Here is a 12,644-nt window from a genome sequence, read left to right on the forward strand (position 1 = left end):
GCTCTACGGACTGTTCAACCGGACTGATAGATTCGGCGAGTTCGTTCTGTATTCGATCGGGCTCGGTCTCGTGTTCGTCTCCGTCCTGATCGTGATTCTCCAGTGGACGGTTGGTCAGTTCGTTCGACCACTGTCTGCGCCCGTCTTACCGGTCGCAGTGACCGTATCGGTGATCGTACTGACCGTCTTGTCGACTCGCGGTCGTCGATCGGTTCGTCTCCCGCGTATACCCGTTACCCGTGGGGCTATCTCGACCGCCGTTTTGCTCGGCACACTCCCGACACTTGCCGTCGTCGCCGCTCACGTGTGGACCGTCTATCAGCGGAACGTGCTCATGTACGTGCTCGTGATCGCGATCGGGATTACCGTCGTTTCTTACCGGTTCCTTCCGCGTCGCCGCTATCCTCTCGTAATCGGATCGATCGCCCTCTCGACGTTTCTTCACCGAAATCTGGCCTCCTCGTCGCTGGTCGGGGCCGACGTCCAGTTACACTATTATCTCGCAGCGAATTATCATGAGACGGGCTACTGGAACATCGAACTGGCGAGAGAGAACGCGTCGGTCCCGCTCGTCACCGTGGCGCCGGCTGTCTTTTCGACCGTCATGGGGGTCGACCTCACGTTTGCGTTCACGGTCGTCTATTCGTTCTTCGTCGCGTTGCTACCCGTGGCGATCTACTATCTCGTCCGCGACCCCCTCGGAGCGGCCCCGGCGTACTTCGGCAGTCTCTTCTTTCTGTTTTATCACGGTACGTTTTATTTCACTCCCGGCAAGGAGCACGTCTCCGAACTGTTCGTCGTTCTCATGCTACTCGCGCTACTGAGCGATCGTTCGGGGCCTCGAGCGACGCTTTTCGCGCTCCTGTTCGGCCTCGGGATGGTCATGTCACACTATGCGACGTCATTTATTTTCATCGTCGCATTGGCCAGCTGTGCGGTACTGATTCGACTGGCACCGGGCATCGATCATCGTGCGGTCGGCAGGACGATCACCCTCCCGTTCGTGGGGACGCTGTTCGCGATCACGATCGGGTGGTACTGGGTTATCTCCCCTGCACTGATAGATACGCTGGCAATGCTACCGGGATCGATGGCTGAACAACTCTCGCATCTCATCGCGCTCGAGTTCGAATATCTCTCCGGGGGCACCGGCGCTGGCATGGTTCAACAGCAACAGACCACCCTCCAGCGACTGATGACGTACCTCTATGCCAGCATAGTCGCTCTTGCCGGAGTCGGACTGGCGACTCGAGCCTATGCGGAGTTGTGGGCCGAATCGTCCTCGGTTGCGGCCAGTTCGCTCGTCGGTCTTGCAATCCCCCTGTACGGTATCCTCGGAATCTCGGCCGTCGCAATCCACGATCTGGACGCCGATCGGGTGCTCCAGATCACGATGCTCGCTTTGGCTCCTTTCGCCGTCATCGGATACAGGGATCTCTACTCGAGGACCAGTGGAATCCAACAAACCGTCGAATGGTTGCCGCTCGTGGCACTGCTGCTAACCGTATTCGTCATTAACGTCGGAGCCGCTCCACAACTCGTCGGAGAACCCACCGATTTCACGTTCGACGACGAGGTTTCCGACTTCGCGTACACGGACGACGAGATTGAAGGAATCGAGTGGCTCGAACAGCGAGAATCGATCGATCGGACCGATGGAGCGGGAGACGACTCAATCGACGTCTACACCGACACACGCACAAATCAGCTGTTCAGGGCGGTCGTTCCGCCTGATTATTACGAGATAGAGATACACCCGCTCCCGACCTCGACTAACTCCGACCACTCGCTCGACGACGGATACATCGTCATCAGAGAACGCGCGGTCAACGACGACGGCACTATCGGAGAACTCACTGAGCGAGAGCGGGAACGGATTGCAGAGGACGAGTCGACGGAGAAGGTCTTCGACAACGGAGAGATGCAGATCTACGAGTATCGGTCCGACCCGCCACCAGATAGGTGATCCTGATGGCAAATTTCGGTGTTCTTCGGGTGAAAACGGTGGCGACGACGACCGAAGCGGCGCCACACCACCCAAAGCGGCAAGCCACTGGTCGGCGTGACTCGGGTATGTTCGATCGAGAGTCGAACGAAGACTGCCCTTCGTCAGAGACGGTTTCTCGCAGATCGGTTCTGCGTGGCGGTGCATCGCTTACGATCCTGATCGGTGCTGGCGACCTGACCGCTTTGAAACGCCACGAACTGATTCGGTTCGGGTACGGCGGTAAATTGATCACGACCGATTCGGGATCCACACTGCCGGATTCTGGGGAGCGTGATCGCGTACAGAACTACGGCGAGTACGGGTACGGTGGAACGAAGATCGAACGGGGCAGCGATCGGTAGTAATCGGCCGTCGGCCGGAAACGGCCCATTGACCCCCTTGAAGTATCGGGGGTATTGATTCCGTGTACTCTCGTGAACAGAGCAGTTGTCAGCCGCGAATGAAACTGACGCTAACAACGACGAAATTCTATGACCGATAATCACGACTACTATACTCCCGACAAGGGAACGATCGACTGGCATACGTTGTTAAACGACAACTTCCGTACGATCGACACTGACGTTGAAATTCGTGATACCGAAGCGAACCTCGAGGAGTACGAGCCGAAGCCCGGTTCGAAATTTTTCGCGACTGACACGGAGAACGTGTTTTTCGGGAACGAGACCCGGTGGCGTCCCGCGTCTACGTCGGGACACGAACCGAGGTTCTCGTCACTCGAAAGTAACGAGGTCAACACGGTACGGACGCCAGCGCCGGAAGATGGTGTCGCGGGGATCAACGATGCGATCGACGAACCGGGAGTCACAGTTCACCTCCGCCACGGCGTCTACGAGGCGAACGAGCAACTCGAGATTCCGTACGACAACGTGACGATTCGGGGGGGCGGACACAAATCGCCCGAAGCGCTGACCGGAGCTGTCGAAGAGCCGGGGACGACTATCCGCCGAGAGATCGACGACGCCGTCGTCGCCCTCACCGGTTCTGCCGTCAAAAGCGTCGCGTTCCTCGACTTCCACGTCGACGGGAACGGTGACGAAACGGACGGCGGGAACGTGTTCGATCTCGGCACCTACGCGCCGTACGCTCGATTCGAGAATGTCTCCTGTCAAGACGTCGACGGACACGTAATCACCGGTGACATGATCCACAACTTTCGGTTGTTTCACCTCACAGCGCGGGATCTCGGCGGCTATCTCGTTCGCATCGAGCAGACGGGGAATATCAACCCGTCGTGGGGAACGATGATGAACTGTCGCGTCACCGGGGTCGACGACGAACGCGGGGACGGCGTTCTCGATGCTGACGCGCTCCACCTCTCGACGCTCATCAACTGTACCGCCGACGAAACGGCCGACGCAGCGTTTCGCATTCGAGACGGGTTCAATAACCTGGTACTCAACTGTGGCGTCGAAAACGCACGCAGCCACGGGTTCGAACTCGGTGATCAATCCGAAGGACTGCAATACGACGGCGGCGTCATCGCCGCGTGTTGGCTTCGGGGCGCCGGCGGTTCAGAGGACGGGCTTCACATCAGTAACGGTGTAAACGTTCGATTCGAAGGCAACACGATTCAGGACTTCGGCGGCGACGACGTCCGGATCGTCAACGGTGAGCGACTCGATTGGGGTCAAAACGCGATCGAGACGCTGACGAGCGACGTGGAGCTCCCGTTCGCCGAGGGACAGTCAGTTCGACACGATAACGAGACCGAGATCGCCCACGTCGACTTCGAGGATCGCGAACGATTTGTCGTTCGAACTGGAGGTCCCATTCGGTTTTTCGATGCGAGCGAGAACCCCGCCCTGACGATTGGCGAGGGACGGACCGATCTCGAGGGGACCGATCTCAGGAACCTCGCAAAGTACGCCGACGACGGCGAGGCCCCGGACGACACGCTGTACTTCGACGAGACAGACGAACAGGTCGAGTACAAAGATCCCAACGGAACCGTCCACGAACTCGGATGAACGCGACCATAATACGACAGATGGGTATCTGGCCGTCGAGGCGGATACCGTGACGAAACGAGACGGTCGGGCAGCGGGGTGTAATTGTATCCCGTCGGGGAAGCCGGCCAAAACGACGAGATCGACGTCCGAACGCTAAACACGTACCAGGCACCGAAACCATGACGCTCGACACGGAAGATCCGGTACGCGTTTGTGTCCTGTTCGACGGCGAGACGACGACCGAGTGGGCTGCCCGGGCTATCGAGCGAATGGTCGCCGAGACGAACGCGGAAATCGTGCTCGCGGTCGTCGACGACCGGTCCGACAGTTCAGCGATCGACCTCCTTCGACGCGTTCCCGAGAAGCCACACTGGGCTCGCATTATCGGCGGACGCGCGGTCCTCGACGCAGTCCTGGGAGCGCCGGCGTACCGACGCGACCGACCGATAGACGAGATCGAAGGACTGGAAAACGTTCCTCGGATCTACTGCGTCCCTGAACCGGTCGACGCGTTCGGCGTCACGTTGCCGGACGACGTCGTCGAGCGGATCGGCGAGCAGTCCGATCTCGTCTTCCGGCGCGGGTTCGGAATCATCAAGGGTGACGTTCTCACTGCGACGAAGTACGGCGTGCTGAGCTACCACCACGACGATCCGACCGAGTATCGCGGTGGTCCTCCGGGGTTCTGGGAGTACATGCACGGGCGGGAGACGGCCGGGCTGATGTTACAACAGTTGACCGAGGATCTGGACGGGGGACGGATCGTCGTCTACGACGAGATCGACGTGAGCGACGCGAAAACGTGGCGCGAGGTGCACCGGCGGCTCTGTATCCACTCGATCGGATTCCTGACGACCGCGGTCGAACGACTGCAAAACGAGTCGTTCGAACCGGAACCGATCGATCCGCTCGGCCCGATCTACACCGCCCCCGACTGGCGGGAATACGTCCGGTACCAGTACAAAAACAACGTCGGCCGAGCGACGTTGATCGCGAGACAGATCCTCGGCGGCTGAGCTGACATCCGACACTACACGTTGAGCGGACGTCCGGTCTGTGACTCGACGGCCTCGAGCACCCGTATCGTATCACGGGCATCCTGCAGGGGGACTGGCGGTTGCACGCCGGCCTCGAGTGCCCTGACGTAGGCGTCGAGCTGGTGGTAGTGACCGGTGTTGGCCCACCCTCTAACGTCTCCCTTCCGACGAAGTCGAAGCAGATTTCCGTACGTGAGGACGTTTCGCACGACGTTTCCGAGGAGCTGAGCGGCCAGGTCCACGTTCCCGAGGAGCACCGTACTGGGTGTCGGATCGAACGGATGGTCTCTGTTGACGAAGACGCCGTACCGACGGAAGTCGACGACCAGCTCTCCGTTCGTCCCGTGGATCTCCAGCGTGTGTTTCGGAACGGCGTTCGTGCTAATTTTCGTCGTTACGAGACGATCGCCGGTAGAGTCCGTCATCTCGATGGCGACGCCGTCGAAATCGATCGGCTCGTCGTATCCGACGAAGTTCTGCTTTGAGACGCAGGCGATGTCGCCGAGACCATCGACGAACGCCAGCGGCAGGTACACCTGGTGGACGAGTCCCTCGCCGATCTCCGCGCCGGGAAGATCGAACACCCAATCACCGCGGGTCGGTTCGTAGAGATCTAGCGGTTCGGAGTACAGCATCGTGACCGAGACGACGTCCCCGATATCGCCTCGCTCGACCTTCCGTCGGGCGTTTTGTATCTCCGGAGAGAACTTCCGATCGTGAACGACGGAGACCGGCGTCTCGTTACGCTTTGCGGCGTCGACCATCTCTTCGACCGCTTCCGTGCTCGGTGCTGCTGGCTTTTCGACGAGCGTCGCGATACCCTCGTCGAGCGTTTGGGTCGCTATCGGGGCGTGAGTTTGGGCCGGAGTACAGACGTGGACCGAGTCGAGCGTCTCATCCTCGAGCATCCGCTCGAGGTCCGCGTACCTCGTGACCGGGGAATCGACTTCGATCGATCGCACTCGGTCGACGTCCGTATCACAGAGCGCGACGAGATCGACCGACGGATGGAGGTCGAGAAGATCTACGTGGATCTCCCCCGCGATACCACAGCCGATAACAGCCGTTCTAACGGGCATAGAGCACGAACCACAGGACCGAGTATAAAATCGAGGGGGTACCGATCAGTTATTTAGGTGGGGCTCGCGTGACACGTCGGTACCAGACGAACGTGCGAGCAGCCGTCTGGACGCCGGCGCCTCGAGGATCGTCAGCAGCGGGTACAGATCCGGCATCCTGTCGGCGCCCGCGAGGTGGTCCCGGTAACACTCGAGGACGGCGTCGTAATCCAGGAACGGACACTCGCGGATGGTCGACTCGTGGCGCCGAATCGTCTCGATGACGAAATCCGTCTCTCTGATCGCCACGGCTCGGTCCGTCCACGGACCCGGATGAGCTTCTGACGCAAACAGTTCGTCTTTCACGGCTTTGGCGTAGGTCAAGAGATACTGCAACGTCCAGGGGTACTGGAGTCCGATCCCCGTTTCGGGGTGCGGAACCGCTGCGAGGTCCGGATCCAATTTCGTCAGCGCATCGTCCACGATATCCCGGCGGATGAGATACCTGACAGGGAGTCGAAGCGAGAAATCGACGAGTCGGTTGTCGAGAAACGGGTCGCGCGTCGGCAGCGTCTGGTAGAGCGTCTCGTACATCAGGAACGAACCGTCGCTCGAGAGCGGGTAGTTCTGGTAGCACACCATCTCGGTCAGCGAGGGATACTCGACGCCGTGAAAGGTGACGAACTCGCCGTCGGTATCGACGTTATTTCTCACGCAGTCTTCGAGCGTCGTCTTCGCCGTTACGAACTCCGGCACTCCTTCTCCCCGCTCAAACGCGGTGAACAACTCGGCGAGTTCGCGAACGGTACGCTTGTCGGCGGTGTACGGTAGGTCCATCGTCCAGTCGAGAATCGGAACGCGGATCGACCGTTGCGGGTAGAAAAACCCGCTGAGAAACGTGTCCGCGTAGAGGCCGGTAAAGACGATATCTTGCTCGTCGCGGAGTCGATCCGAGAAGCCGGCCGTGTGCGCCTGATCGAACCAGCTGGCGAAGTTCCATCGTGACGGACCCTGCTCGAGTATCCGTTCTTGATACTCCGCGTCGCGCTCGAGAAACTCGAAGTCGACACCGGCGATGTCGGCAACGCGGCGAGCGATCGTCGCCTCCGCGTTCATGTACTCGTTCATGTGGTAGGCAACGACGTCGTGATCGAGCGCGGCAAGCATCAGCCGCGAATCGCTGCCGCCGCTCAACAGCAGCCCGCACTTCTCGTCGGCGTCGACTCGCTCGGCCATCACCTGCCGGAAGAGGTCGACGAGTTCGTCGACCGCTCGAGAATACGGTCTCTCGTTCGGTTCGTATTTCGGCCGCCAGTAGACCTCGCTGGTAACTTCCTGATCGGAAAGATCGTACGTGAGAATCGAGCCGGGATGGACGTTCTCGATCCCCTCGAACGGCGTCTTGACGCCCAGCACTCGCTCGAATCCGAAAAACTCGCAGAGGTACTCGAGGTCGAGGTCCGTTTCGACGGCCGGATGATCGACGATCGACTGAACGAAGGTGGAGAAAACCAACGATCCGTCGTCGGATCGCGCGTAAGACAGCGGACGCGAGCTGAGGCGATCGGTAAACAGCGAGACGGTACGCTCGGTCCTCTCGTAGACGACGCCCGCGAACTCGCCGTTCAACCCGTGGACGAACTCGAGGCCGTACTGATCGTACAGGGCGGCGCAGTACTCGGCGTCCGAGCTATTCGGCATCGTCTCCGACCGTGGAAGATAGCCATTCGGTCCTTCGAAGCCGTAGAGTTCACCCCAGGCCCAGAGTAAGACCTCACCGTCTGCCGCCACCGCAGGCTGGTCGTGTTCGTCGTGAAACGCAGCACTGACGGCAACGTCGTCGTCACTGTACCCGCGCAACTGCTCGTGTCCGTTCCAGCACAGTTCGTCGGTCAGTGGCTTCGTGTCGAGACGGGCAGCGCCGAGGTGACCACCGAGTCCAACCATCGAACCTCATACCACGCCAACAAGTATATACTTTCCAGGCGAACGGATTCACAGACGTCCCGTACGCGGGTTATACGCGAGCCGATGTATTTGTGGTTGGATAATATAAATGGACCTGACACGTTCGACTGTCAAGCTGTTCGGCGGACACGTAGGATTCGTCGTACTCACATTTCTGGGGATCATGTACTTTGCTCGCGAACTCGGCGCCGCACAGATCGGCGTCTTCTTTTTGTTTCAGGCGCTGCTGAGCGTGCTCGTTCTGCCCGCTAATCTGGGAACGCGAATCGCACTCGAGAAGCGAATCAGCGAAGCCGATCGACCGGGCCAGATGCTCACGACCGGAGCGTTCCTCAAGTTCGGTCTGCTCGTTCCCGTTGTCCTCGTCGTCCTCGCTCTCAGCGACGCCATCGACGGGTACCTGGGTATGGAACTGGCGATCTATCTGGCGATCGCGATACCGCTTCAAGAAGCTGCGATGACGATGAACAACGTCGTCAGAGGAGAGTTGCGCGTCGGCGAGACTGCCGTGATCGAACTCTCGTACATCGTCGTCTGGGTGGGAGTCGGCGTTGTCCTCACGTCCATCGGCTTTGGCGTCGTCGGACTGGTTTATGCGGTCATTGCAGGGTACGCCGTTCAGTTCGGCTACGGCTTCCTCAAGCGCGAGACGCCATTTCATCGACCGAGTCTATCGTGTGCGCAATCGATCGTCGAGTACGCGAAATATAGCATCATTCCCGAGATCGACGGAGAAATTCACAGCTGGATGGACGTCCTGATTATCGGCTATCTACTGACGCAGGCCGCGGTTGGCGCGTACGAAGTAGCCTGGCGCATCTCGATGCCCGTACTCTTGACGACGGGGGCGATCTCGCTCGCGATATTTCCCCAGATAAGCGCCTGGAACGCCGATGAATCAACCGCGTCGATCGAAAACGTGATTCCAGCAGCACTCACGCCCGCGCTCGCACTCGTATTCCCCGCCTTCTTTGGCGGACTGCTGTTCGCACCGGAGATCCTGGGATTCATCTTCGGTCTCGAGTTTACTATCGCGTCCGGAGCACTCGTCATACTGCTCGCGGGAAAAGCACCTGAAGCCGTTCAGTCAGTCATCGGTAAGGCCCTTCTCGGCATCGACCGCCCGGATCTCGTTACCCGTGCTGCGTCCCTCGATATCGTGTTGAATCTCGCGTTCAATATCGTACTCATCACGCAGTTCGGTCTCGTGGGCGCGGCTATCGGAACGACGCTCGCACTCACGATCGGAACCGTCCTTCGCGCTCACTATCTCTCGCGCTTTTTCACCCTCCGTATTCCGTATCGCGACCTCGGCTGGTGTCTTCTGTGCTCGGTTATCATGTTCCTCGTGCTCTTCGGGCTCCGAACGATCGTCGAGATCGAAACGCTGCCGGGGCTGCTGGCAGCCATCGGGTTCGGTGCAGTCCTGTACTGCGCATTGCTCGTGGTCTACAAACCGCTTCGCACCCAGATCGTTCGACAGACTCGAGCCGTTATTTCGTAAGCGAGTCGTCTCACCATCCGTGACTATCCAACGACTGTTCGACCGTACCGAACTCGAGTGCCGCCAACAACGCCTCGAGTTTTCGTTCTAACGTCTCGATCCCGTAAAAGCTGACGAACCGCTTGTGAGCGGGAACTTCGGGCGTCGCGACGGCCGGGTTGAACTCCCACGGATGAAAGTACAGCGTCGACGGGACCCCCCGTCGGTTGAGGTTCCGGATTCCACGTTTCAGCAGCCACGTCGGCTGGAGACGCGCATAAAACCCGCCCGCTGTCGGAAGTCGAAGTGTCGGGTGAAACGTCGCCAGGGGAAACTCGAGCAGCTCGGACCCGCCGTGTCTCCCCGTCGAAAACGGCTCGTCGATATCGACGCGGTACGGTTGAACAGGCGCGCTCGAGACGCCGTACATCGGCGTTCGAACCGGAAAGACGCTCGAGTCGTACCGGAGCTCCGACTCCGCGAGAACGTCGAACGCCCACTGGGTCTTCGGCGTGATCGAGAAGTTCGGAGCACGAAATCCTACTGGGCGGGTCCCAATCGCATCGGCAATTGCGTCAGCACTGTCGACGAGTTCGGATTCGAACTCGCCGGGTGTGAGGTCGAACAGCGGAGTGTGAGTGTGACCGTGCGTCGCGATTTCGTGACCGTCGTCGGCGAGTGCCTGAACGACCTCCGGATATTCGGCCGCAACCTCGCCAACGACGAAAAAGGTCGCCCGTGTGTCGTGAGCGGACAGCAGCTCGCGAACCGCGCGGACGGATTCCTCGAGTCGATCCGTCGGTGCGCTGACCTCGTCTCGAACCAGAGTCGCGGTATACCAGTGTTCCAGATCGAACGAGAGGATGTTGGTGATGAGCGACGGGTCGTTCGACGCAGTTCTGCCGGCGTTCGCCCCTGGTGACGATCGCGCGTCCGCGCTCAGACTCTCGTGGTTGGTCATGACACTCGCCGGAGACGCGCCAGGAGCGTGCTTTGTTAGCTTTACCGTAGCAGTCTGACACTGCGGATTACCGTGCTCGTGAGACGACAGATCCTGCAGGTACCACACATCCAGCTCGAAAAGGCCGGACCAGCGTACCGAGTGCTCGAGAACTAATCCCGATATTCCCCGACGTTTCAACGAGTAAGGTCTTCAATTCGGCCGTAACAGACGGTAGATTGACCAAGAGCGACGTAGCGTTCTTCTCCGACATGGGGGCGTACGGACCGGTCGATCAAAGGATACTGGTAACGGGTGGAGCGGGCTTTATCGGGAGTCACCTCGCAGACAGCCTCGTCGAGAACAACGACGTCAGAGTGCTCGATTCGTTCACAACTGGCGAGACGTCGAACGTCCCCGACGAGGCGAACTGTATCCGCGGCGACATCCGCAACGAAGGGATACTCGAGCGGGCGACCGACGGAGTCGACCTTATCTACCACCAGGCGGGACTCGTAAGCGTCCAGCGATCGATCGAGGAACCGTCGCGGAGCCACGAAATTAACGTCCATGCGACGCTGGCACTCCTCGAGCGCGCCCGCGAACTCGACGTTCGGATCGTTCTCGCCTCGAGTGCGGCAATCTACGGCCATCCAGAAGAGGTCCCGATCACCGAGGACGACCCGAAAGAGCCTCGTTCACCGTACGGACTCGAGAAACTCACGATCGACCACTACGCGCGCCAGTATCACGAACTGTACGGCCTCGAGACGGTTGCGCTTCGATACTTCAACGTCTACGGTCCCCGACAGGCTGCGAGCGATTACAGTGGCGCCGTCTCGACGTTCATCGAACAGGCTGCGAACGACGACCCGCTCACGATCCACGGCGGCGGAACACAGACTCGAGATTTCGTCTTCGTCGACGACGTCGTCCGTGCGAACCTGCTTGCCGCCGATACGGACCGCGTCGGGGAGGCCTACAACGTCGGCAGCGGCCGGAGCGTCGCGATTCGAGAACTCGCCGAGACGGCCATCTCGGTGGCCGATGCGGACTCCGATCTTACCTTCACCGACGCGCGACGGGGCGACGTTCGTCACAGCGAGGCGGACCTCGAGAAGAGTCGAACGGAGATCGGCTACGAACCGACCGTCTCACTCCGGCAGGGGCTCGAACAAACGATCAACCGGCCTCGCGGTCGGATCGCTATCCAGCAAGAAATGGACGATTTCTCCGGTCGTTGACGATCACAAACCGTGACTGCTCGCCGTTCACTCGTTCGTGACGTTCTCGTTCGGATCGTCCTGCTCGCAATCGTACTCGCCGCCCTGTTCGGACTGTTCGTCTGGTACGGAACGACGGGCCTCGGAATCGACCCTCAGCAATCACCCCCAGACTCCCACGACGTTCTGGACGACGAGCCTGCCGGCTGGGAGGTTACGTACATGTACGCGGTCTCCGCTCTCGCCGCAGTGTGGGTGATCGGCCGCGCACTCGTTCACTGGCGACTCGACCGTCGCCGCCTCGCGCTGGTCCCGCGCAGTCGATTCGACCGGACCACGACCGGAGATCGATCGGGACCGACGGGTGAAGACGATGGCTGACCTCCTCACTCACGTTCTCGCGGCGTACATCCTGGGAACTGTCCTCTCCTGGCGGCTGGAGTGGCTCACTCCGCCGTACGTCACGGTGGCGATGGCGGGTGCAATCGTTCCCGACCTCAACCGCACCGAACTCCTCGTTCCCGGGGCGACGTTCGAAGCGGCGTTCGGGCTACCGTTCGACTGGAACGCGTTCCACACCTTTGGCGGTTCACTGCTCGTCGTGCTGATCGGGGTACTCCTCGTCCCTGCTGCACACCGCCGTCGGGTAGCCGTCCTGTCTCTCCTCGGTGTTCTCTCACACCTCACGCTCGACCTCCTGTTGATTCAGCCAACCTCTCAGTCCTATGCAGTCCTGTGGCCACTGACTGAGTATCGGCCGCCGACGGTCGGACTGTATCGAAGCACCGATCAGTGGCCGGCCGTAATCGCACTCGTCGCCGCCGGTGTCGTGACGCTCGAGACGCGACGTCGGAACGCACTCGACCCCACACGGACCCGTTGAGTACGCGCGGATAGTTATTTATCGCACTTGCCAACGACGCATTCAGTAGTTCACATTCCAAATTTATTCGAATGTTTTGTATACGGCTGAAT

The 12,644-nt window shown here is 60.0% G+C and carries 10 protein-coding genes; 7 read left to right on the forward strand and 3 right to left on the reverse strand.

What is annotated here, in order from left to right; all coding sequences use genetic code 11:
- The first annotated feature begins 262 nt into the window (after window positions 1–262).
- The 3 genes from NED97_RS20260 to NED97_RS20270 all read left to right on the forward strand — a co-directional run bounded on the left by NED97_RS20260 (window position 263) and on the right by NED97_RS20270 (window position 4,976).
- The gene (locus NED97_RS20260) at window positions 263–1,966 is read left to right on the forward strand and encodes a DUF2206 domain-containing protein (protein WP_252490892.1); all 1,704 of its coding nucleotides are present in this window, start codon (window positions 263–265) and stop codon (window positions 1,964–1,966) included.
- A 512-nt stretch (window positions 1,967–2,478) separates the two neighbouring features.
- Window positions 2,479–3,978 carry a right-handed parallel beta-helix repeat-containing protein gene (locus NED97_RS20265; RefSeq protein ID WP_252490893.1) on the forward strand — a complete coding sequence of 500 codons (1,500 nt, stop codon included), beginning with the start codon at window positions 2,479–2,481 and terminating at the stop codon, window positions 3,976–3,978.
- Window positions 3,979–4,139: 161 nt separating this feature from the next.
- Entirely contained in the window at window positions 4,140–4,976 is an 837-nt protein-coding gene (locus NED97_RS20270) for a formyltransferase family protein (protein WP_252490894.1), read from the forward strand.
- A gap of 14 nt (window positions 4,977–4,990) precedes the next feature.
- Here the strand turns inward: NED97_RS20270 and NED97_RS20275 are convergent, their stop codons facing one another.
- Window positions 4,991–6,076 carry a Gfo/Idh/MocA family protein gene (locus NED97_RS20275; protein WP_252490895.1) on the reverse strand — a complete coding sequence of 362 codons (1,086 nt, stop codon included), beginning with the start codon at window positions 6,074–6,076 and terminating at the stop codon, window positions 4,991–4,993.
- Window positions 6,077–6,121: 45 nt separating this feature from the next.
- Window positions 6,122–8,002, reverse strand: a complete 1,881-nt coding sequence (locus NED97_RS20280; RefSeq protein WP_252490896.1) for an asparagine synthase-related protein — start codon at window positions 8,000–8,002, stop codon at window positions 6,122–6,124.
- Window positions 8,003–8,111: 109 nt separating this feature from the next.
- On the opposite strand from NED97_RS20280, the gene NED97_RS20285 reads away from it, so the two are divergent.
- The gene (locus tag NED97_RS20285) at window positions 8,112–9,527 is read left to right on the forward strand and encodes an oligosaccharide flippase family protein (RefSeq protein WP_252490897.1); all 1,416 of its coding nucleotides are present in this window, start codon (window positions 8,112–8,114) and stop codon (window positions 9,525–9,527) included.
- Between the two features lie 10 nt (window positions 9,528–9,537).
- Here the strand turns inward: NED97_RS20285 and NED97_RS20290 are convergent, their stop codons facing one another.
- Entirely contained in the window at window positions 9,538–10,467 is a 930-nt protein-coding gene (locus tag NED97_RS20290; RefSeq protein ID WP_252490898.1) for a polysaccharide deacetylase family protein, read from the reverse strand.
- A gap of 251 nt (window positions 10,468–10,718) precedes the next feature.
- Between NED97_RS20290 and NED97_RS20295 the strand changes: the two genes are divergently transcribed.
- The 3 genes from NED97_RS20295 to NED97_RS20305 are packed head-to-tail and all read left to right on the forward strand — an operon-like array spanning window position 10,719 to window position 12,552.
- Window positions 10,719–11,690, forward strand: coding sequence for an NAD-dependent epimerase/dehydratase family protein (locus NED97_RS20295; RefSeq protein ID WP_252490944.1), 972 nt, complete (start codon window positions 10,719–10,721; stop codon window positions 11,688–11,690).
- 12 nt (window positions 11,691–11,702) lie between these two features.
- Window positions 11,703–12,050, forward strand: a complete 348-nt coding sequence (locus tag NED97_RS20300) for a hypothetical protein (RefSeq protein WP_252490899.1) — start codon at window positions 11,703–11,705, stop codon at window positions 12,048–12,050.
- Complete coding sequence (locus NED97_RS20305) at window positions 12,043–12,552, forward strand: metal-dependent hydrolase (RefSeq protein ID WP_252490900.1); 510 nt, start codon at window positions 12,043–12,045, stop codon at window positions 12,550–12,552. The genes NED97_RS20300 and NED97_RS20305 overlap by 8 nt, the downstream gene beginning before the upstream one ends.
- The last annotated feature ends 92 nt before the right edge of the window (window positions 12,553–12,644 follow it).

The sequence above is a fragment of the Natronococcus sp. CG52 genome, assembly GCF_023913515.1.
Taxonomy (GTDB): domain Archaea; phylum Halobacteriota; class Halobacteria; order Halobacteriales; family Natrialbaceae; genus Natronococcus; species Natronococcus zhouii.